The organism is Stenotrophomonas sp. GSD10, assembly GCF_056172695.1.
In genome coordinates this window covers 2,508,853-2,529,031 of record NZ_JAOCMC010000002.1, presented here as the reverse complement: position 1 = coordinate 2,529,031, position 20,179 = coordinate 2,508,853, and the positions used below count along the sequence as shown (strand labels likewise).

Sequence of the window (20,179 nt, the reverse complement as noted above, 5' to 3'; positions counted from 1 at the left end):
AGCAAACCCGAATCTGCTTATTCCGTCCTGCAGCAAGGCCTTTTCGTGCGGTAGGGCTACAATTTCATTTTCCCAACTGAGCAAGCGCATCGCTCTGCCATGAAACCGCAAAAAACCGCAGCCAAGACCGTGAAAAACAAGACCAAACCAGCAGAGTCGGAGGTCGCAGTGACCGCTGGTTTCTCCCTGGAGCCGGTGTACACGGCCTTGCGCAAGCGCTACCCCGCGGCCGCACAGGCCGAAGCAGTGGCCTTTGCCACTGGCTTCTACAAGCGCATGGAGTCGGACGAGTTCCCGCACCACAGCGCTGAAGAGTGGGCCGCTCTCGCGGCTGAGACGCTGGAATTCGCCCGTGCCCGCAAGGCCGGCAAGGCCAACGTCCGCGTGTTCAATCCGACCGCCAAGGCCAATGGTTGGGAATCGCCGCACACCGTGCTGCAGATCGTCAACGACGACATGCCGTTCCTGGTCGACACCGTCACCATGTCGCTGGCCGAGCAGGGCGTGGGCGTCCACGTGCTGGGCCACCCGGTGCTGCGCTTCACCCGCGACAAGGCCGGCAAGCTGGTCAAGGTCGGCGAGGGTGATGCCGAGTCGGTGATGCTGCTGGAGATCGACCGCCAGCCGGCCGAAGCCATGGCCGCCATCGAACAGGCCATCAACAAGGCGCTGGACGAAGTGCGCGCGATCGTGCGCGACTGGCAGCCGATGAAGGACAAGGCGCTGGCGCTGGCCGACGACCTGGGCAGCCGCCAGCTGCCGGTCGACGATGCCTCGCGCAAGGAAGCACAGGAATTCCTGCGCTGGGCCGCCGACAACCACTTCACCTTCTTCGGCTACCGCGAATACCGCGTCGAGAAGCAGGGCAAGGAAGACGTGCTGGCGCCGCTGAACGACACCGGCCTGGGCCTGATGCGCGGCAAGGACAAGTCCGCCGCCCGTCCGGTCAAGACCCTGGCCGCGCAGGGCCTGAACGCCACGTCCGGGCTGAAGGACGCGCTGATCCTGACCAAGACCAATGCCCGTTCGCGCGTGCACCGCGCCGGCTACATGGACTACATCGGCGTGCTGGAATTCGACGCCAAGGGCAAGATCATCGGCGAGCAGCGCTTCCTTGGTCTGTTCACCTCCAGCGCCTACAACCGCCGCCCGTGGGAAATCCCGCTGGTGCGCCAGCGCCACGAGCACGTGATGAAGCAGTCCGGCCTGGCCCCGGCCAGCCACAGTGGCAAGGCGCTGCGCCACATCCTGGAAACCCTGCCGCGCGAAGAGCTGTTCCAGTCCAGCGAGGACGAACTGCTGCGCACCGCGATGGGCGTGCTGGGCCTGCAGGAGCGCGTGCGCAGCCGCCTGTTCCTGCGCCGCGACAAGTACAGCCGTTTCATTTCCGCGCTGGTCTACCTGCCGCGCGAGCGCTTCAACACCGACGTGCGCCTGCGCATCGAGGCGATGCTGAAGGACGCGCTGCACGGTGAGTACGTCGACAGCTCGGTGGTGCTGGGCGAATCGCCGCTGGCACAGGTGCACCTGATCGTGCGCCCGAAGCCGGGCGAAATGCTCGACGTCGATACCGCCGAACTTGAGCAGAAGCTGGCCCAGGTGCTGCGCAACTGGCAGGACGACCTGCGTGAAGCGCTGGTCACCCGCCATGGCGAGACCGAAGGCCTGCGCATCGCCGCCCGTATCGGCAAGGCGCTGCCGGCCGGCTACATCGAAGACAACAGCACCGCCGTTGCCGCCAACGATGTCAGCCAGCTCGACGCCCTGACCGGCCCGGACGACCTGCGCCTGAGCCTGCAGGCGGTGCCGCGCGAAAGCGGCGATGGCCTGCGCCTGAAGCTGTACCGCCAGCTGGATGACATTCCGCTGTCGGACGCGCTGCCGATGATGGAAAACATGGGCCTGCGCGTGATCGCCGAGCGCCCGTACCGCCTGTCGGTCGACAACGCGCCGGTGTATGTGCAGGACTTCGAAGTCGAATCGACCGCCGGCGCCATCGATGCCGCCAGCGTCGATGAAGCTTTCGGCGAGACTTTCGCCCGCGTCTGGCACGGCGATGCCGAGAACGATGGCTTCAACCGCCTGGTGCTGGCCGCCGGCCTGCACTGGCGCCAGGTCGCCATGCTGCGTGGCTACTGCAAGTACCTGCTGCAGACCGGCGTGCCGTTCTCGCAGGCCTACGTGGAAGGCACTTTCGCCCGTTACCCGCTGCTGGCGCGCCTGCTGGTGGAACTGTTCGAAGCGCGCTTCGATCCGGCCACCGGCCACGAGAGCAAGGATGACATCGCCGCTGGCCAGGCCCAGCTGAAGGCCCACCTCGATGTGCTGGCCGCCGGCGACGAGGCCACCCTGAAGGTGCTCAAGACCGTGGTCGACGCCCGCAAGGGTGACCGCGATGCGCAGATGCAGGCCGCGCGCGATGCGCTGCTGAAGCTGATGGACCGCGTGTCGAGCCTGGACGAGGACCGCATCCTGCGCTCGTTCATGGGCGTGATCGACGCGACCCTGCGCACCAGCTACTACCAGACCGATGCCAACGGCCAGCACGGCCATGTCATCAGCTTCAAGTTCGATTCGGCACTGGTGCCGGACCTGCCCAAGCCGCGCCCGTACCGCGAAATCTTCGTGTACGGCCCGCGCGTGGAAGGTACCCACCTGCGCTTCGGCGCCGTGGCCCGTGGCGGCCTGCGCTGGTCGGATCGTCGCGAAGACTTCCGTACCGAGGTGCTGGGCCTGGTCAAGGCGCAGATGGTGAAGAACACCGTGATCGTGCCGGTCGGCGCCAAGGGTGGCTTCTTCGCCAAGATGCCGCCGGTGAACGGCGATCGCGATGCAGTCTTCGCCAACGGCGTGGCCTGCTACAAGCTGTTCATCCAGGGCCTGCTGGACATCACCGACAACATCGTCAACAACAAGATCGTTCCGCCGGTGGATGTCGTGCGCCACGACATGGACGACCCGTACCTGGTGGTGGCCGCCGACAAGGGCACCGCGACCTTCTCCGACATCGCCAACGGCCTGGCCATCGCGCACGGCTTCTGGATGGGCGATGCGTTCGCCTCCGGTGGTTCGGTGGGTTACGACCACAAGGGCATGGGCATCACCGCACGCGGTGCGTGGGAGTCGGTCAAGCGTCACTTCCGTGCGCTGGGCCGTGACAGCCAGACCCAGGACTTCACCGCGGTCGGCGTCGGCGACATGTCCGGCGACGTGTTCGGCAACGGCATGCTGCTGTCGCGCCATATCCGCCTGGTCGCTGCTTTCGATCACCGCCACATCTTCCTGGACCCGAACCCGGATGCGGCGACCTCGTTCGTCGAGCGTGAGCGCATGTTCACCGTGCCGCGTTCGAGCTGGGCCGACTACGATGCCAAGCTGATCAGCAAGGGCGGCGGCATCTTCCCGCGCAGCCTGAAGTCGATCGAGATCACCCCGCAGGTGCGTGAAGCGCTGGGCCTGGACGACAGCGTCAAGGCACTGTCGCCGAACGATCTGATGAGCGCGATCCTGAAGGCACCGGTCGACCTGCTGTGGAACGGCGGCATCGGTACCTACGTCAAGGCCGCCAGCGAGCAGCACAGCGATGTCGGCGACCGCGCCAACAATGCGCTGCGCGTGAACGGTGGCGAGCTGCGCTGCAAGGTGGTGGGCGAGGGCGGCAACCTGGGCATGACCCAGCTGGGCCGTATCGAAGCCGCGCAGGCCGGCGTGCTGCTCAACACCGACTTCATCGACAACTCGGCCGGTGTGGATACCTCGGACCATGAAGTCAACATGAAGATCCTGCTCAACGATGTGGTGCGGGCCAAGAAGCTGACCGTTGAACAGCGCAACAAGCTGCTGGCGTCGATGACCGACGAAGTGGCCGACCTGGTGCTGAACGACAACTACCGCCAGAACCAGGCGCTGAGCCTGATGGAGCGGATGGCGGTCAAGCGCCTGGGTTCCAAGCAGCACTTCATCCGCACTCTGGAACAGCAGGGCCTACTCGATCGCCAGATCGAGTTCCTGCCGTCCGATGCCGAGCTGTCGCAGCGCAAGGCACGCGGCCAGGGCCTGACCCGTCCGGAACTGTCGGTGCTGCTGTCCTACTCCAAGCTGGTGGCGTTCGCCCAGCTGCTGGATTCGGACATTCCCGAAGATCCGTACCTGTCCAAGGAACTGCAGCGCTACTTCCCGACCCCGCTGCAGAAGAAGTACGCCGACGCGATGGAGCGTCACCGCCTGAAGCGCGAAATCATCGCCACGGCCGTGACCAACCAGACCATCAACCGCATGGGCGCCACCTTCCTGATGCGCATGCAGGAAGACACCGGCCGTTCCATCGCCGAGGTCGCCAAGGCCTACACCATCAGCCGCGAAACGCTGGATGCACGCGCGCTGTGGGCGCAGATCGACGCGCTCGACGGCAAGGTGCCGGAGTCGGTGCAGATCGACGCACTGGAAGTGATCTGGAAGCTGCAGCGTTCGTTCGTGCGCTGGCTGCTGTCGCGCCCGGGCGCGATGCCGGGCATCACCGAAGCGGTCAACCGCTACCAGGGCCCGTTCAACGACATCCGCGTCGCCTCGGGCGTGCTGCCGGATTCGCAGCGTCCGACCTACGAAGCCCTGGTGGCCGAGTGGAAGGAAAAGGGCCTGCCGTCCGCGCTGGCGCAGCAGCTGGCCGAACTGCACTTCCTGGAGCCGGCGTTCGACATCATCGAACTGGCCCGCACCCGCAAGCTGAAGCCGGTGGACGTGTCCAAGGTCCACTTCCGCCTGGGCGATGCCCTGCAGCTGCCGTGGCTGTTCGAGCAGGTCGACGCGCTGGAGGTCAACGGTCGTTGGCACGCGGTGGCACGTGGCGTGCTGCGTGACGAACTGGCGGCCAACCACCGCAACCTGGCCGGCCAGGTGCTGGGCACCAAGGGCAGCAGTGCGGAGGCCAAGGTTGCAGCCTGGATGGGCCGTGACGACAACAGCCTGCGCTTCACCCTGGCGATGCTGGCCGAACTGGCCGAGCAGAAGACCCTGGACTACCCGACCGTCTCGGTCGCGGTGCAGCGCCTGGGCCAGCTGGCGGCACACGGCGCGTAAGTGAGGTAGCGCCGGGCGCTGCCCGGCGAGCGTAAACCGGAACGGCCCCGCGAAAGCGGGGCCGTTCTGCATTGCACGTTGTGCCGGCCAGCGGCGGGCACGACCGGGTATGCTCTTGCTGGTACACCCACCCGGATCCACCGATGAGCGACTCCCCCGCATCGCTTTCCTGGCCAGCACCACCGAACCGGCGCAGATGGCGCGTGCGGCGATGGTGTCGCGCTATGGCGACTACGCGCCCGAGCAGGCCGATGTGCTGTGCCCGCTGGGCGGCGATGGCTTCATGCTGCAGACGCTGCACCGGCATGGGCACCTGGGCAAGCCGGTGTTCGGCATGAAGCTGGGCACCGTCGGCTTCCTGATGAACCAGTACCGCGGCGACGAGGACGTGCATGCCCGCATCGCCCGCGCCGAGCCGGCCCATCTGCGCCCGCTGGAAATGGTGGCACTGACCGAATCCGGCACCAGCACCGGTTCGCTGGCGTACAACGATGTCTCGCTGTTGCGCCAGACCCGGCAGGCGGCACACATCGGCATCGACCTCAACGGCCAGGAGCGGGTGGCCGAGCTGATCGGCGACGGCGTGCTGGTGGCCACCCCGGCCGGCAGCACCGCCTACAACTATTCCGCGCATGGCCCGGTGCTGCCGCTGGGCTCACACACCATCGCCTTGACGCCGCTGGCCCCGTACCGGCCGCGACGCTGGCGCGGCGCGATCCTCAAGGCCGATACCGAGGTGCGCTTCCGCGTGCTCGATCCGTACAAGCGCCCGGTCAGTGTCACCGCCGATTCGCACGAGACCCGTGATGTGGTGGAGGTGACCATCCGCGAGTCGAAGGACCGCCGGGTGACCCTGCTGTTCGACCCGGAGCACAATCTGGAAGACCGGATCCTGAGCGAACAGTTCGTTTTTGAGGACAATAGGCCGCCGGCCCCCGCCGACCGCTTGAAGGACCCCACCGATGGGCGACAACTCCCCCGTTTGCTGACCGTCGCGGTGACCTCGCGCGCGCTGTTCGATCTGGAAGAAAGCCACGCGCTGTTCGAGAGCGATGGCGTGGCGGCCTATGCCGAATTCCAGCGCCAGCATGAGGATGACATCCTCGGCCCGGGCGTGGCCTTTCCGGTGGTGCGCAAGCTGCTGGCGCTGAACCAGGGCGCCAGCCCGGAGAACCCGCGGGTCGAGGTGATCCTGTTGTCGCGCAATTCGGCCGATACCGGCCTGCGCATTTTCAATTCGATCCAGCACTATGGCCTGGGCATCATCCGCGCGACGTTCACCGCCGGCGAGCCGACCTGGCCGTATGTGAAGCCGTTCGGTACCGACCTGTTCCTGTCGGCCAACCCGGAATCGGTGCGCAGCGCGCTGCGCCACGGCATCGCCGCAGCGACGATCCTGCCCAAGCCACCGGGTGAGACCGCAGCGGCGGCAGCCGACCAGATCGACATCGGCCGCCCGGCCGGCCAGCTGCGCATCGCCTTCGACGGCGACGCGGTGATCTTCGGCGATGAAAGCGAGCGCATCTCACGCGAGCAGGGCGTGGAAGCATTCGGCCGCCACGAGCGTGAGCGCGCCCGTGAGCCACTCAGCGGCGGTCCGTTCCGTGGTTTCCTGTCGGCCCTGCATACGCTGCAGGAAGTGTTCCCGGCCGGCGAAAGCGCACCGATCCGCACCGCGCTGGTCACCGCGCGGTCGGCGCCGGCGCACGAGCGGGTGATCCGCACCCTGCGTGAGTGGGGCGTGCGCCTGGATGAGGCGCTGTTCCTCGGTGGCCGCCACAAGGGCCCGTTCCTGCAGGCCTTCGGTGCCGACATCTTCTTCGATGATTCGCAGCACAACATCGACAGTGCGCGCGAACATGTGGCCGCCGGTCACGTGCCGCACGGTGTCGCCAACGAAGGTTGACGCCTTGATGGGTGGGTGCCAACCGTTGGTTGGCACGGCGGTGCATCACTGCCCACCAAGGTGGGCCGCTACCGGTCAATGCGTGCCCGACATCCCCAGCTGCAGGTCCACCACCTTCCAGCGCAGGCCCTGCGGTTCCAGCACGACCTTCAAGGGCGGCTGGCCGGGGCCGCGATCGACGTCGATCACGAAGCGGTCCAGCGCTTCGAAATGGTGTTCGGCGTTCTTCAACGGCCGCGCCGGTTCGGTCGGGCCGAAGGCATCGCCGCCCTGCAGCTCATTGCGGCCGCGCTTCCACAGCACGTGGCCCTGCAGCATTGCGCCGATCCCGGCGGGACTGACCATGGTGTCCACGGCGGCACCGCCCAGCTGGTCGCCCAGGCCGTAGAGGAGGGCGCCGAATGGGCTGGCCGCCACATCCGGACCGGCCTGGCGTACCAGGTAGTCGTTGAGCTGGGCGCGCAGGCTGCTGCGAACACGCGGGAAGTCCACGTAGCGCTCCAGGCGCGCGGTGTCACGCTGCTCGATGGCCTTGGACAAGCCGTTGACGGCCATGTAGGGGCCGCCAAACCACCAGGCCGCCAGCGCCAGGACCAGCAGGATTGCGAGGGCAGTGAGCTTTTTCATGCGCCCAGACTGCCGCAACGGCGGCCGTGCCGGGTGAAGACTCAATGACTGGGTGAGCCGCGGCCATCTCCGAAGGCGTCCACCAGTTGCTGGCGCTCGGCAGCGCTCAGTGCCTCCAACCGTGTGGCCAGCACTTCATCCAGGCTGCCGATGCGGGTGGTGCCAAGGATCCCGCTGGCCACGCCGGGGTAGCCCAGCGCGTAGGCGAAGGCGGTCTGCGCCGGGCGCTGGCTGTTGATCGCGGCCATGGCGCTGCGCATGGTGCGGGCGCTGCGCATCAGTTGCCGGCTGCTCGGTTTGAGCCAGGCACGCGCCAGGTACCAACCATCGGCCAGCCGCGGCAGGCGCGGGCGCGCGGGCAGCAGGTGGCCCTGTGCCAGCACCGTGCCTGCCAGCACGCCGATGCCGGCGGCGTGCAGCTGGTCGATCAGCGGTTCGCGGTCCTGCTGCAGGGCGTTGTAGTCCAGCAGCACCATATCGAAGGCGGTGGGGTGGGCGATCATCCAGCGCAGGGTCGATGCGGAGTGGGTGTTGATGCCGGTGTGCCGGATCAGCCCCCGCTCGCGCAGGCGTTGCAGCGCGGCCAGCAGATCGTCGTTGATGTCGTGTTCGCTGGCGCCATGCAGCTGGTAGATGTCCAGATGGTCCAGGCCGAGGTTGCGCAGCGAGGCTTCGCAACTGGCGGTGATGGCCGCAGGCGAGAAGTTGCGCTGCTCGGCACCGCTGATGCCGGCCTGGCCGGTCAGCGTGCCGCCCTTGCTGGAGATCACCAGCGCATCGCGCGAGTAGTGTTTCAGCAGCGGGCGAAGAATGCGGCCCAGGCGCGGCTCGGCATGGAAGCCGGCGTAGTTGTGCCCGGTGTCCAGCAGATTCACGCCATGGGCCAGTGCATGCGCGACCACGGCTGCCGCCGCCTCTTCGGGAAAACGGCGATGGCCCCAGAACCCTGAGCAGCCCAGGCCGACCGGTGAAACCGCCAGGCCGGTACGGCCCAGCACCCGCCGCTGGCGCGCCAGCGCAGACGGCGGCGACATCAGAATTCCAGGTCCAATGCCGCGCACAGGTAGTCGACGAACGGGCCCAGCCCGGCCAGATCCTTGCCCAGCGTGGACAACAGGCGCGGCCCGGTCATCGTAGCGTCGTCCAGCGAGCGCCACATCACCCAGTTGCGGTGCTTGAGGTCGTCGATGAACTCGAAGTCGGCCGGGAAGCCGCGCGGCGGGCGCACCAGCTTCTCGCTTTCCTCGAAATCGAAGCGCTTGCGCAGGGCCGGTGCATGCGCGGCGGCCTTCCAGCTGCCCGGGTTGTCGAGGATGAAATGGCGCACGCGGCGCTGGGTCTCCGGCTCCGGGTGCCACAGGCCTGCGCCGACGAAGCTCTCGCCCGGCTGCAGATGCACGTAGAACGAGGGCGCGGCCACTTCGCGGCGGCGCTCATGGAACAGGCGCGCGCCCTGCCAGGTCTTGTAGGGCGACTTGTCGTTGGAAAAACGCGCGTCGCGATGGATGCGGAACAGCGAGCCACCGACACCACGGGTATCGGCGCGGAAGTGCTCGCTGACCTCGGCCAGCGCCGGTTGCAGATCGCCCAGCAGGCGCAGGAACGGCTGCCGCACGTGGTCTTCGTACTGCTGGCGGTGGTCGTTGAACCAGGCCTTGTCGTTGTGCCGCGCGAGGCTGCGCAGGAACCTGAAGCTGGCGTCCGAGAAATAAGTGCTCACAGCGTCTCCTGCAGGTGCTGGCCCCAGTCGCGCAGCGATTGCAGCAGGGCCTGGCGCCGGGTGTCATCGGGCGCTTCGGCGGCCAGTGCATCCAGCTGCTGCTGGTACTGGGGCAGGTTGAGTTCGCCCAGGCCGCCGTCTCCGAGCAGGCGCTGGCGGCGGTAATCCTGCCAGCGCTGGCGTTCAGCCGGCGCGAGGCTGCCGGGATGGTTGCGCGCACGATAGCGGAACAGCAGCTCGGGCAGGCGTGGGTCGCGGAAGCGGCCTTCCAGTGCGGCCAGCTGTTCTGGCGCGGTGGTGCGGGCCAGCGCCAGCAGCGGCTTGTCGCCGTTGCCGAGGAAGCCGTCATACAGCGAGGCATCGACGTCGGCCACGGTGGCCGCGCGTGGCTGGTTGTAGACCTGGCGCGCCTTCTCGGCCAGTTGCGGGGCGAACGCGCGCAGGCGCTCGACCTTGGCCTCGATCGCCGCCACGTCCAGGCCCAACCGCGCATGGTCATCGGCACGCAGGTGGTTCCAGGCGATCAGCGCCGGCACCTTGTTCAGATGCACTTCCTTCAGCGGTACCCGCGCCACGCCTTCGGGCAGTTCGCTGGCGCGCATGTACAGCCGCTGCGCGATCACCTCGGCGGGCAGTTCCAGCAGGTCGTCGATGTCGCCGTCCAGGTCGAACACGATCACCCGGTTGTTGATGGTCGGATGCACCGCCAGCGGGAGTACCGGTGCGGCGCATAGGCGGCTGGCCGGGTAGCGCATGGAGATATGCAGCACCGGCTTGAGCGCGGCCACATCCAGCAGGCTGCCGACGAAGCGCTTGTCGCGCAGTTTCAGTGCGTAGTCCCACAGGCGGGGTTGCGACTGCTTGAACAGGCGCGCCATGCCGATGGTGGCGCGCACGTCCGAAAGCGCTTCGTGCGCATCGCCTTCGCGCACGTGGTTGGCTTCGGCCAGATGTTCCAGCTTGAACGAGGTGGCGCCGTCCTCGCGCAGCGGCCACTGGATGCCATCCGGGCGCATCGCGCGCATCAGCCGCAGCATGTCCAGCAGGTCCCAGCGCGAATTGCCGTTGCGCCACTCGCGCTCGTACGGGTCGTGGAAGTTGCGGAACAGGCCGTAGCGGACGAACTCGTCATCGAAGCGCAGCGTGTTGTAGCCCAGTGCGCAGGTGCCGGGCCGCGACAGCAGTTCGTTGATGCGGTCGAACGCCTCGGCCTCGCTGATGCCTTCAGCCAGGGCCTGCTGCGGTGTGATGCCGGTGACCAGGGTGGCCATCGGCGAGGGCAGCAGGTCATCGGCCGGGCGCACGAAGAAGCTGGCCGGGGTGTCGATCTCGTTGAGGTCGGCGTCGGTGCGGATCGCGGCGAACTGTGAGATGCGCGTACGCCGCGGATCCTGGCCGAAGGTTTCCAGGTCGTAGAACAGGAAGCTGTCAGCCATCAGTGCGCGCCCTCCAAAACCGGCAGCTGCGCATGGATCTGCGCTTCCAGTGCAGCCCAGTCGATGTTGTCCAGTGAATCGTGGCCGGCGGTGGCCGCCACCAGCATGTCGCGCTGCAGTTCGGTGCGGCGCAGTGCTTCGGCATACGGCGTGTGCAGGAAGGTGACCATGGTGTAGTGCGGCACGAAGCGGGCCGGCCAGCGCCGCTGCAGCTCCTGCTCCAGCTCGCGTTGCAGCAGGAACGCAGGATCGGCCACACGGTCGCGCATTTCCAGATAGTTCTCCAGCGCCATCTGTTGGATTGCGCGCGCGTTCGGCTTGCGCTCGCTCTCGAACGCCGCGAACGCGCCTTCCAGGTCGTCCGCTTCCATCAGGTGGCGGGCCAGAGCCACGCAATCCTCGAACGCGCAGTTCATGCCCTGGCCGTGGAACGGCACCATGGCATGGGCGGCATCGCCGATCAGCACCGCGCGGCCCTGCTGGTGCCAGCGTTCCAGGGTGAGCGTGCCGAGCAGGCCGGGTGGGTGCTGTTCCCAGTCTGCGCGCAGGTTCGGGATCAGCGGCAGGGTATCGGCGAACTCGCGCGCAAACAGTGCCTCGGCCTGCGCCCCGGTGTTGACCGTGGCGAAGCTGGGATCACCCTGGTTGGGCAGGAACAGGGTGACGGTGAAGGTGCCTTCGTGGTTGGGCAGGGCGATGCACATGTAGTGGCCGCGCGGCCAGATGTGCAGCGCATTGCGTTCGATACGGAAGCTGCCGTCGGCGGCCGGCGGAATCTCCAGCTCCTTGTAGGAGTGGTCGAGGAAGGCGATGTCCTCGCCCAGCGGTGCGCGCCGGTTCATCGCCGCACGCAGTGCCGAGCCGGCGCCGTCTGCACCGATCAGGGTGTCGAAGTGGATGTCATGCGGGCTGTCATCGCGGTCGTCGATGAAGCGTGCGTAGCCGGCATCGAAGTCCACGGTGTGCAGGCGGCGATGGAAGTGCACGGTGGCACCGGCCTGTTCGGCCAGCTCCAGCAGCGTGGTGTTCAGGTCGCTGCGGTGGATCGACCAGATCACTTCGCTGTCATCGCGGCCATAGCGCTGCAGCTGCGGTTCGCCTTCGCGCGGGTGCACCATGCGCCCACGCATCATCACCGCGCGCGCCATCACCTCGTCCTCCACGCCGGCCTGGCGCAGCGCGTTGCGTCCGCGCTCGGCCAAGGCCAGGTTGATCGAACGGCCGCTCTCGTAATCGGCGATGCGCGGATCGCCGCGGCGTTCGTACAGGGTGATGCGCCAGCCCTGGCGTGACAGCAGGATGGCCAGCAGGGATCCGGCCAGGCCGGCGCCGATAATGCTCAACGAGCGGGAAGCGTGTGCGATCAACGAACTGTCCAGCAGTAGGGGAGGGGCCGGCTTACAGGCCGGCCCAGGCTTCCACTTCCTCGACGAAGTGGTGCACGTCCAGGTAGCGGTTGTAGAGCGGGGTGGGCGAGATGCGGATGACGTCCGGTTCGCGCCAGTCGCCGAGCACGCCGATGCCACGCAGGTGCTCGAACAGGGCACGGCCGCGCTCACGGCCGCCGATCACGCGCAGCGACAGCTGGCAGCCACGGCGCTGCGGATCGGCCGGAGTGATGATGTCCAGCACGCTGGACAGGCGCGCGCGTACCAGCGCTTCAAGCATGCCGGTCAGTGCCAGCGATTTGCTGCGCAGCGTCTCCATGCCGGCACGCTCGAACAGGTCCAGTGAGGCGCGCAGCGGGCCAGGCCGAGGATCGGCGGATTGCTCAGCTGCCAGCCTTCGGCACCGATGGCCGGGGTGAACTGCGGCGCCATCTGGAAGCGGGTGCTCTCTTCATGGCCCCACCAGCCGGCAAAGCGCGGCAGCGTGGTGTCGCGGTGGTGGCGCTCGTGCACGAAGGCGCCGGCAACCGCGCCCGGGCCGCTGTTGAGGTACTTGTAGTGGCACCACACGGCGAAATCGGGGGCCACCTCATGCAGGCGCAGTGGCAGGTTGCCCACCGAATGGGCCAGGTCGAAGCCGATGCGCGCGCCCTGCAGTCGCGCCGCGCGGGTGATCGCGTCCAGGTCGAAGGCCTGGCCGGTGCGGTACTGCACGCCCGGCCACAGCACCAGCGCCAGGCGAGGGCCGTGCTCGGTGATGGCGCGTTCGATCGCCACCGGCGAAATCGTGCCATTGGGCTCATCGGGCTGTACTTCCACCAGGCATTCGGCGGGGTCGAAGCCGTGGAAGCGGATCTGTGCCTCGACGGCATGGCGATCGGTGGGGAACGCGCCGGCCTCCATCAGGATCACCGGGCGCTCGGCCGTCGGCCGGTAGAAGCTGACCATCATCAGGTGCAGGTTCACACTCAGCGTGTTCATGGCCACCACTTCGCTGGGCAGTGCGCCGACCACGCGGGCCAGCTGCGCGCTCACCAGACGGTGGTAGGACAGCCACTGCGTCGGGCCGGTGAAGTGGCCTTCCACCGCCAGCTCGCCCCACTGCTTCATCACCTCCTGCACTGCCGCCTGCGCACCGCGCGGCTGCAGGCCCAGCGAGTTGCCGACGAAGTAGGTCTGTTCGCCGCCGCCATGGCGCGGAATAAGGAATTCGTTTCGCAGCGGGCGCAGCGGATCGGCGGCGTCCAGGGCAATGGCGTGGGTGCGGCTGAGCAGGTCGGACATGGTTGGGCAACAGGCTGCAACGGGACGGCCAGTGTAGCGCTTGGGATGGCGTACCCGGTGGCAGGGATGCGTGCATGCCGCCGAACCTGTAGAGCCGAGCCCATGCTCGGCTGTGGGCCCTCGCAGCCGAGCATGGGCTCGGCTCTACAAGGGCGGGAGATCAGCCCGCCGCCGGCGCCGGCAACGGGTCCACGTGCCCGCACTGGCCGCAGGTGCGCAGTTCAAGGCTGGCCTGGTACCTGGCAAAGACCTTGGGCAGATCGGTCTCGATGTTCTGCAGCGTGAAATACTCTTCGTAGAGCTTGTGGTTGCAGCGCTCGCAGTGCCAGATCACGCCGTCACGTTCATGCGGCAGGCGCTTGCGTTCGACCACCAGGCCGACACCGCCGGGCGGGCGCCGCGGCGAGTGCGGCACCCTGGCCGGCAGCAGGAAGATCTCGCCGGCGCGGATCGGAATGTCGCGCACCGCGCCGTCTTCCTGCACCTTCAGCACCATCTCGCCTTCGAGCTGGTAGAACCACTCCGGGCCTTCGTCGTAGTGGTAGTCGGTGCGCGAGTTCGGCCCGCCCACCACCATCACGATGAAGTCGCCGTTGTCGATCATCTTGTTGCCCACCGGCGGTTTCAGCAGGTGGCGATGTTCTTCGATCCAGGCGTGCAGGTTGATCGGCGAGGCGAGCATGGTCGTGGTCCGTAGTGAGGTCAGTCGCGCCGGCCCTGGCGCGGCACGTAGGACAGGGCCTTTTCATAGGCCGGCTTGAGCTCTTCCGGTGCACCGACGTCGATGCCCATCTCGCTGACCCGGCCGTTCTTCAGGCTGTAGACCCAGCCGTGCACCATCAGCTTCTGGCCGCGCGCCCAGGCGTCCTCGACGATGGTCGAGCGGCACAGGTTGGCGACCTGCTCGATCACGTTCAGTTCGCACAGGCGTGCATGCTTCAGCTCGTCATCGTCGATCGCATCGAGGATGCCCTGGTGCTTCTGCACGACATCGCCGACGTGCCGCAGCCAGTTGTCGGCCAGGCCGACGCGGGTGTTGTGCAGGCAGGCATGCACGCCGCCGCAGCCGTAGTGGCCGACGATCAGGATGTGCTTCACCTTCAGCTGGTCCACCGCGTACTGCACCACGCTCAGGCAGTTCAGGTCGCTGTGCGCCACCACGTTGGCGACGTTGCGATGCACGAAGACTTCGCCCGGGGCCATGCCGATGATCTGGTTGGCGGGCACGCGCGAGTCGGAGCAGCCGATCCACAGGTACTCCGGATGCTGCTGCTTGGCCAGCTGGTGGAAGAACTCCGGATCTTCCTGGGCGATGCGGTCGGCCCAGTCGCGGTTGTTCTGCAGCAGGCGATGGATGTCTTTCATGTGCGGTATCCCTGGCGTCGGGTGGGGGCTCGCCGCAGCCATCCGGCTGCAGCGTCGCGGGAACAGGGGCGATCAGTCGCTGCGGGCAGCCTGTTCGCGGTGCCAGCGCATCCATTGCGCCAGCTCCTGGGAAGAAGGGTTGGCCAGTGCCTCCAGCGCGGCGATCACCGCCTGCTGGTTGGCCTCGGGATGGTTCTGGCTGAGCTTGAGCTTCAGCTGCACGTACTCGACCTGGAAACGGAAGCCGACGATGGCGCGCAGTTCCGGGCCGTGTTCGGCGCGCGTGGCATCGAACTGCCAGGCCTGGCCGACGCTGGCTTCGAAGCGGTCGCTGATCGCGCCGACCAGTCCGGCCAGCGCATCGGTGTCGTCGAAGGTGTGCAGCTGGCCGCGCAGCTCGGCGGCGGCGTAGTTCCAGGTAGGTACCCGCGCGGCGGGCTCCTTGTCCGGATACCAGCTGGCCGAGACGTAGCCATGCGGGCCGTCGACCAGCACCTTGGCCGCGCCGCTGTGGCGCGACTGCGGGTTGGCGCGGGCCCAGTGGCCGCGCAGTTCGATCTGCTGCCCGTCACGCTGGTACAGAACCGGCATCCTGGTCAGCTCGGGCAGGCCGTCGCTGCCGACGGTGAGCACGGTGACGAACGGGTCACGCGCCAGCAGGCGATCCAGCCAGAGCAGGTCGGTCTCGGCGAAGGCGCGCGGGGTGAACATGTCCGGCTCAGGCGCGCCCGCCGAGCGACTGCACCATGCGGCCACGCAGGCCTTCGTCACTGTCGGCGTGCGGCGGCTGCACCTCGTGCAGGCTGAAGCCGCGCACCAGCGCGTCTTCCTCGTCCAGGCCATCGAACTCGACGAATTCGGCGTCGAACAGCTGCGCGCGGGCGGTGTCCTCGCTGTCGTAGCTGAGGGTATTGCCATCGCTGTCGAGCACTTCGGCGGTGCCGGCCGGACGCACGCGCAGGCGGGCCCAGATCAGGGTGTTGCCGAGGCTGGCCAGCCACCAGCTGTCGCGCGAGGCGGTGATGTCATTCATGAGCGTATTACCAGAGCGAGGCCAGCCAGAGCAGGGCAGCCATGCCCAGTCCGGCCAGCAGGGTCAGCAGCGATACCCAGGCCGGTGTCGCCAGCCCGGACAGCGAGCGGTCCGGTTGCTGCCGATAGTCGCGGCGCAGCAGCCAGCCCAGGGCGTCGGGCTTGAGGAAGGCGCCGCTGCCGAAGCGCGCGGCGAGCGCCGGATGGCGGTCGCGCACGTGCACCAGGGTCAACGGCCAGAAGATCACGAAGGCACTGAACCCGGCCACTGCAACGCCGACGAAACAGAGGGCGAAGAACAGGGTCATGGGGGCCGTACCTCCGTGGTCGTATGGGGCTTAGAAGTCCGCGCTGCCCGGGGCACGCGGGTAGGGGATCGCATCGCGGATGTTGGACAGGCCGCAGACGTAGACCACCAGGCGTTCAAAGCCGAGGCCGAAGCCGGCGTGCGGCACCGAGCCATAGCGGCGGAAATCGCGGTACCAGCTGTAGTGCTCACGGTCCAGGCCGAACTGGGCCATGCGCGCGTCCAGCACGTCCAGGCGCTCTTCGCGCTGGCTGCCGCCGATGATCTCGCCGATGCCCGGGGCCAGCACGTCCATCGCGGCAACGGTCCTGCCGTCGTCGTTCAGGCGCATGTAGAAGGCCTTGATGTGCTCCGGATAGTTGGTCACCACCACCGGGCGGCCGACGTGTTCCTCGGTCAGCCAGCGCTCGTGCTCGGTCTGCAGGTCCAGGCCCCATTCGACCGGGAAGTCGAACTTCCTGCCGGACTTCTGCAGCAGGCTGACCGCATCGGTGTAGTCGATGCGCTCGAACGGCGCATTGATGAAGTCTTCCAGCTTGGTGATCGCGTTCTTGTCCACGCGCTCGGCGATGAAGGCCAGATCGTCGCCACGCTCGTTCAGCACCGCGCGGAACAGGTACTTCAGGAACTCTTCGGCCAGGCGCGCGTCTTCGGCCAGGTCGGCGAAGGCGATTTCCGGCTCGATCATCCAGAACTCCGCCAGGTGGCGGGTGGTGTGGCTGTTCTCGGCGCGGAAGGTCGGGCCGAAGGTGTAGACCTTGCTCAGCGCCAGGCAGTAGGCCTCGACGTTCAGCTGGCCGGACACGGTCAGGAAGGTTTCCTTGCCGAAGAAGTCGCGGCTGAAATCGATCGCACCCTTCTCGTCACGCGGCAGGTTCACCATGTCCAGGGTGGACACGCGGAACATCTGGCCGGCGCCTTCGGCATCGGAGGTGGTGATGATCGGGGTGCTGATCCAGTTGAAGCCGTTCTCGTGGAAGAAGCGGTGCACGGCCTGGGCCAGGCAGTTGCGGATGCGGGTGACCGCGCCGAACAGGTTGGTGCGCGGGCGCAGGTGCGCCACTTCACGCAGGAACTCCGGCGACATCGGCTTGGGCTGGATCGGGTAGGTGAGCGGGTCTTCCACCCAGCCGACCACTTCCAGCGCGCTGGCCTGGATCTCGAACGACTGGCCCTTGCCCTGCGACTTCACCAGGGTGCCGGTGGCGATGACCGAGCAGCCGCTGGTCAGGCGCTTGATCTCGTCGAAGTTGGCCAGGGTGTCGTTGGCCACGACCTGGATCGGGGCGAAGCAGGAGCCGTCGCTCACATTCACGAAGGCCAGATTCGCTGAACCGCGCACCGTGCGCACCCATCCGCGTACCGTGACTTCGCCGCCTTCCGGGATCTTCCCGGCAAGCGCATGTTCAACGCTGACCACCGTCATGACTTGAATCCTCTGCTGATCGACTCGATCTGTGAACACGGGAGTTTACCGGTTGCAGCGTTCCGCTTGCGAGGCATTTTTCGTGGCAACGGCTCCTTATAATGTCCCCGTACCTCTGGAGTAGCCCCATGGCTGTCAGCCTGACCCCCATTGCCTTCGAGCGCGTGCAGCGCTTTGTCGCCCAGACCCCCGGCGCGCTCGGCCTGCGCTTCGGCGTGACCAAGACCGGCTGTTCCGGCTGGGGCCACGTGACCGACCTGGCCCGCGACGAGCGCGAGGGCGACACCGTGTTCGACCAGGACGGCGTGAAGATCTATGTCGACGCCAAGAGCCTGGCGCTGGTGGACGGCACCGTGATCGACTTCGGCAAGCACGGCCTGAGCGAGACGTTCACGTTCAGCAACCCCAACGCCACCGCCGAGTGCGGCTGCGGCGAGAGCTTCACCACCGACGCCGACAAGGCCTGACGCACGGTTGCGGCACCCGCCGGGCATGGCCCGGCACGAAGGACCCACGGATGGAACGCCCGGTTTTCACCTATCACCCCAACGCCTACGCGACCGCCTTCGAAGCGGTCGATGGGGTCTGTGACGGCTGCGGCCAGCCGCGGGCGCTGCGCTACTGCGGGCCGTTCTACACCGCCCTGAAGCCCGATTACCTGTGCCCGTGGTGCATCGCCGATGGCAGTGCGTCGGCACGCTTCGAGGGCGAATTCACCGGCTGGAGTGATATCGAGGGGTGTCGCCGGACCCGGCCGACCCGCCGCCGACCCTCCCCGAGAGATGCTGCTGGAGATCTGCGAGCGCACGCCGGGCTATCGGTCCTGGCAGCAGTCGGTCTGGCTCAGCCATTGTGAACGGCCCTGCGCGTTCCTCGGATTCGCCGGTGGCGAGGACCTGCTGCCCATCCGGGATCAGGTCCGGCCGGACGTGGCGGAGGTCAACCCGGGCGACGCCGACTGGGTGCTGGAACACCTGACCCGTGACGGTGAGATGGTCGGTTGCCTGTTCCAGTGCCTGGAGTGCGGCCAGCACCGCCTTCACGTCGATGTGGGCTGAATACGCTGCCGGGTTCAGATTGCCGGCGGGGCGCCTGGTTGCCCACAACCCCCATCTGCGCCATAATGCGCGGCTTCCTGCCTCCTTGGCGGGAATCCTTGCCCCACCGCGGTCTCAACGGCGGGGGCTGTCCGGCCGCAAGGCCACATCCGAAAGGTAGAAAAAACATGAGTCGTCATTACGAAATCGTGTTCATGGTCCACCCGGACCAGAGCGAGCAGGTCCCGGCCATGATCGAGCGCTACAAGTCGCTGGTCGAGAACGGCAACGGCACCATCCACCGTCTGGAAGACTGGGGCCGCCGCCAGCTGGCGTACCCGATCCAGAACCTGGTGAAGGCCCACTACGTGCTGATGAACATCGAAGCCGACCAGACCGTTCTGAACGAGCTGACCGAAAGCTTCCGCTTCAACGACGCCGTGCTGCGCAACCTGGTCATCAAGCGTGACGAGGCTGACACCGAGCAGTCGCTGATCATGAAGAGCAAGGACGAGAAGGGTGACAAGCCGGAGCGCGGTGAGCGCCGTCGTCGTGACGACGAAGAAGGCGAGTCCACCACCACCGCTGACAACGAAGCCGGCGACGACGCCGCTTCTGCCGCCTAAGGAGCCTTCCCATGTCCAAGTTCTTCCGTCGCCGCAAGTTCTGCAAGTTCACGGCTGAAGGTGTGAAGGAGATCGACTACAAGGATCTCAACACCCTGCGCCAGTACCTGACCGAGAACGGCAAGATCGTGCCGAGCCGCGTCACCGGTACCAAGTCGAAGTACCAGCGTCAGCTGGCGACCGCCGTCAAGCGCGCTCGCTTCCTGGCCCTGATCCCGTACACCGACAACCACGACGTCTGATGCCGGCGGGGCGGCCCCGTGCCGCCCCCGCTGTGCCAGCTATTCGGACAGCCTTTGTTGCGGGGCATCGCCTCGCTAACGAATAACTCATCTGGAGCAATACCATGCAGCTGATCCTCCTGCAGAAAGTCACCAACCTCGGCAACCTGGGCGACCTGGTTGATGTGAAGCCGGGCTATGGCCGCAACTTCCTCGTGCCGCAGGGCAAGGCCGTGCCGGCCACCGAGAGCAACAAGGCCGAGTTCGAAGCCAAGCGCGCCGAATACGAAGCCAAGGCCCAGGCCATCCACGCCGACGCTGAGAGCCGCAAGGCCAAGCTGGAAGGCGCGAGCGTGACCATCGCCGCCAATGCTTCGACCGAAGGCAAGCTGTACGGCTCGGTCGGCCCGCGCGATATCGCCGAAGCCTTCACCGCTGCCGGCCTGCCGCTGGAAAAGAGCGAAGTGATCCTGGGCGAAGGTGCTTACCGCAACATCGGCGAGTACGACGTGCTGGTTCACCTGCACGCCGACGTCGAGACCACCGTCAAGGTCGTCATCGTCGCCGAAGCCTGATACCACGCCGCAAGGCCTGGCATCACCGCAGAACGGGCGCCCGCAAGGGTGCCCGTTTTGTTTTGTGGGCCCGGCCGCTGGCCGGAAGGGGGCCCGGATTCCACCCCCATTCGTAGAACACGGCCACATCGGTATACTCAGGGCGTCACACCT

The 20,179-nt window shown here is 67.0% G+C and carries 19 protein-coding genes and 2 pseudogenes; 9 read left to right on the top strand and 12 right to left on the bottom strand.

Annotation, left to right across the window (positions count from 1 at the left end; all coding sequences use genetic code 11):
* Positions 1 to 99 precede the first annotated feature (99 nt).
* The 3 genes and pseudogenes from N4G47_RS11890 to N4G47_RS11880 all read left to right on the top strand — a co-directional run bounded on the left by N4G47_RS11890 (position 100) and on the right by N4G47_RS11880 (position 6,982).
* Positions 100 to 5,076, top strand: a complete 4,977-nt coding sequence (locus N4G47_RS11890; protein WP_475287348.1) for an NAD-glutamate dehydrogenase — start codon at positions 100 to 102, stop codon at positions 5,074 to 5,076.
* A gap of 109 nt (positions 5,077 to 5,185) precedes the next feature.
* Positions 5,186 to 5,983 (top strand): annotated as a pseudogene (locus N4G47_RS11885) (NAD kinase); the annotation flags it as partial.
* A gap of 39 nt (positions 5,984 to 6,022) precedes the next feature.
* Positions 6,023 to 6,982, top strand: coding sequence for a 5'-nucleotidase (locus tag N4G47_RS11880; RefSeq protein ID WP_475289935.1), 960 nt, complete (start codon positions 6,023 to 6,025; stop codon positions 6,980 to 6,982).
* A gap of 75 nt (positions 6,983 to 7,057) precedes the next feature.
* Here N4G47_RS11880 and N4G47_RS11875 read toward each other — a convergent pair whose 3' ends face one another.
* The 12 genes and pseudogenes from N4G47_RS11875 to asnS all read right to left on the bottom strand — a co-directional run bounded on the left by N4G47_RS11875 (position 7,058) and on the right by asnS (position 17,567).
* Entirely contained in the window at positions 7,058 to 7,609 is a 552-nt protein-coding gene (locus N4G47_RS11875) for a DUF2939 domain-containing protein (RefSeq protein ID WP_475287346.1), read from the bottom strand.
* Between the two features lie 41 nt (positions 7,610 to 7,650).
* The gene (locus tag N4G47_RS11870) at positions 7,651 to 8,643 is read right to left on the bottom strand and encodes an aldo/keto reductase (protein WP_475287344.1); all 993 of its coding nucleotides are present in this window, start codon (positions 8,641 to 8,643) and stop codon (positions 7,651 to 7,653) included.
* On the bottom strand, positions 8,643 to 9,329 hold the full coding sequence (locus N4G47_RS11865) for a DUF2461 domain-containing protein (protein WP_107232950.1): 687 nt from the start codon (positions 9,327 to 9,329) through the stop codon (positions 8,643 to 8,645). The genes N4G47_RS11870 and N4G47_RS11865 overlap by 1 nt, the downstream gene beginning before the upstream one ends.
* Entirely contained in the window at positions 9,326 to 10,765 is a 1,440-nt protein-coding gene (gene sbcB / locus N4G47_RS11860; RefSeq protein ID WP_475287341.1) for an exodeoxyribonuclease I, read from the bottom strand. The genes N4G47_RS11865 and sbcB overlap by 4 nt, the downstream gene beginning before the upstream one ends.
* Positions 10,765 to 12,132, bottom strand: a complete 1,368-nt coding sequence (locus N4G47_RS11855; protein WP_475287339.1) for an FAD-dependent oxidoreductase — start codon at positions 12,130 to 12,132, stop codon at positions 10,765 to 10,767. Before N4G47_RS11855 ends, sbcB begins: the two co-directional genes overlap by 1 nt.
* A 31-nt stretch (positions 12,133 to 12,163) precedes the next feature.
* Positions 12,164 to 13,437: pseudogene (gene kynU, locus N4G47_RS11850) on the bottom strand (kynureninase).
* A 160-nt stretch (positions 13,438 to 13,597) separates the two neighbouring features.
* Entirely contained in the window at positions 13,598 to 14,119 is a 522-nt protein-coding gene (locus N4G47_RS11845) for a 3-hydroxyanthranilate 3,4-dioxygenase (protein WP_475287337.1), read from the bottom strand.
* A gap of 20 nt (positions 14,120 to 14,139) precedes the next feature.
* On the bottom strand, positions 14,140 to 14,802 hold the full coding sequence (can, locus tag N4G47_RS11840; protein WP_107232955.1) for a carbonate dehydratase: 663 nt from the start codon (positions 14,800 to 14,802) through the stop codon (positions 14,140 to 14,142).
* Positions 14,803 to 14,874: 72 nt separating this feature from the next.
* Positions 14,875 to 15,513, bottom strand: coding sequence for an FMN-binding negative transcriptional regulator (locus N4G47_RS11835; RefSeq protein ID WP_475287334.1), 639 nt, complete (start codon positions 15,511 to 15,513; stop codon positions 14,875 to 14,877).
* Positions 15,514 to 15,520: 7 nt separating this feature from the next.
* Positions 15,521 to 15,835: a hypothetical protein gene (locus N4G47_RS11830; RefSeq protein ID WP_107232957.1), complete on the bottom strand. Its 315-nt coding sequence runs from the start codon at positions 15,833 to 15,835 to the stop codon at positions 15,521 to 15,523.
* 7 nt (positions 15,836 to 15,842) lie between these two features.
* Entirely contained in the window at positions 15,843 to 16,142 is a 300-nt protein-coding gene (locus tag N4G47_RS11825) for a hypothetical protein (RefSeq protein WP_099490769.1), read from the bottom strand.
* Positions 16,143 to 16,172: 30 nt separating this feature from the next.
* Positions 16,173 to 17,567, bottom strand: a complete 1,395-nt coding sequence (asnS, locus tag N4G47_RS11820) for an asparagine--tRNA ligase (RefSeq protein WP_150455044.1) — start codon at positions 17,565 to 17,567, stop codon at positions 16,173 to 16,175.
* Positions 17,568 to 17,695: 128 nt separating this feature from the next.
* On the opposite strand from asnS, the gene N4G47_RS11815 reads away from it, so the two are divergent.
* The 6 genes from N4G47_RS11815 to rplI all read left to right on the top strand — a co-directional run bounded on the left by N4G47_RS11815 (position 17,696) and on the right by rplI (position 20,026).
* Complete coding sequence (locus N4G47_RS11815; RefSeq protein ID WP_006452998.1) at positions 17,696 to 18,034, top strand: HesB/IscA family protein; 339 nt, start codon at positions 17,696 to 17,698, stop codon at positions 18,032 to 18,034.
* Between the two features lie 50 nt (positions 18,035 to 18,084).
* Positions 18,085 to 18,423, top strand: coding sequence for a CbrC family protein (locus tag N4G47_RS11810; protein WP_475287332.1), 339 nt, complete (start codon positions 18,085 to 18,087; stop codon positions 18,421 to 18,423).
* Positions 18,350 to 18,625 (top strand): CbrC family protein, encoded by a 276-nt coding sequence (locus N4G47_RS11805; protein ID WP_475287330.1) that lies wholly within the window; start codon positions 18,350 to 18,352, stop codon positions 18,623 to 18,625. The genes N4G47_RS11810 and N4G47_RS11805 overlap by 74 nt, the downstream gene beginning before the upstream one ends.
* 167 nt (positions 18,626 to 18,792) lie before the next feature.
* Complete coding sequence (rpsF, locus tag N4G47_RS11800) at positions 18,793 to 19,230, top strand: 30S ribosomal protein S6 (RefSeq protein ID WP_107232959.1); 438 nt, start codon at positions 18,793 to 18,795, stop codon at positions 19,228 to 19,230.
* An 11-nt stretch (positions 19,231 to 19,241) separates the two neighbouring features.
* Positions 19,242 to 19,472 carry a 30S ribosomal protein S18 gene (gene rpsR, locus N4G47_RS11795; RefSeq protein ID WP_002804494.1) on the top strand — a complete coding sequence of 77 codons (231 nt, stop codon included), beginning with the start codon at positions 19,242 to 19,244 and terminating at the stop codon, positions 19,470 to 19,472.
* Between the two features lie 104 nt (positions 19,473 to 19,576).
* The gene (rplI, locus tag N4G47_RS11790; protein ID WP_107232960.1) at positions 19,577 to 20,026 is read left to right on the top strand and encodes a 50S ribosomal protein L9; all 450 of its coding nucleotides are present in this window, start codon (positions 19,577 to 19,579) and stop codon (positions 20,024 to 20,026) included.
* The last annotated feature ends 153 nt before the right edge of the window (positions 20,027 to 20,179 follow it).

Coding starts and splice junctions, on each gene's coding strand:
- N4G47_RS11890 (WP_475287348.1), top strand. CDS start 100: ATGAAACCGCAAAAAACCGCAGCCAAGACCGTGAAAAACAAGACCAAA.
- N4G47_RS11875 (WP_475287346.1), bottom strand. CDS start 7,609: ATGAAAAAGCTCACTGCCCTCGCAATCCTGCTGGTCCTGGCGCTGGCG.
- N4G47_RS11870 (WP_475287344.1), bottom strand. CDS start 8,643: ATGTCGCCGCCGTCTGCGCTGGCGCGCCAGCGGCGGGTGCTGGGCCGT.
- sbcB (WP_475287341.1), bottom strand. CDS start 10,765: ATGGCTGACAGCTTCCTGTTCTACGACCTGGAAACCTTCGGCCAGGAT.
- N4G47_RS11845 (WP_475287337.1), bottom strand. CDS start 14,119: ATGCTCGCCTCGCCGATCAACCTGCACGCCTGGATCGAAGAACATCGC.
- can (WP_107232955.1), bottom strand. CDS start 14,802: ATGAAAGACATCCATCGCCTGCTGCAGAACAACCGCGACTGGGCCGAC.
- N4G47_RS11835 (WP_475287334.1), bottom strand. CDS start 15,513: ATGTTCACCCCGCGCGCCTTCGCCGAGACCGACCTGCTCTGGCTGGAT.
- N4G47_RS11830 (WP_107232957.1), bottom strand. CDS start 15,835: ATGAATGACATCACCGCCTCGCGCGACAGCTGGTGGCTGGCCAGCCTC.
- N4G47_RS11825 (WP_099490769.1), bottom strand. CDS start 16,142: ATGACCCTGTTCTTCGCCCTCTGTTTCGTCGGCGTTGCAGTGGCCGGG.
- asnS (WP_150455044.1), bottom strand. CDS start 17,567: ATGACGGTGGTCAGCGTTGAACATGCGCTTGCCGGGAAGATCCCGGAA.
- N4G47_RS11815 (WP_006452998.1), top strand. CDS start 17,696: ATGGCTGTCAGCCTGACCCCCATTGCCTTCGAGCGCGTGCAGCGCTTT.
- N4G47_RS11810 (WP_475287332.1), top strand. CDS start 18,085: ATGGAACGCCCGGTTTTCACCTATCACCCCAACGCCTACGCGACCGCC.
- N4G47_RS11805 (WP_475287330.1), top strand. CDS start 18,350: ATGCTGCTGGAGATCTGCGAGCGCACGCCGGGCTATCGGTCCTGGCAG.
- rpsF (WP_107232959.1), top strand. CDS start 18,793: ATGAGTCGTCATTACGAAATCGTGTTCATGGTCCACCCGGACCAGAGC.
- rpsR (WP_002804494.1), top strand. CDS start 19,242: ATGTCCAAGTTCTTCCGTCGCCGCAAGTTCTGCAAGTTCACGGCTGAA.
- rplI (WP_107232960.1), top strand. CDS start 19,577: ATGCAGCTGATCCTCCTGCAGAAAGTCACCAACCTCGGCAACCTGGGC.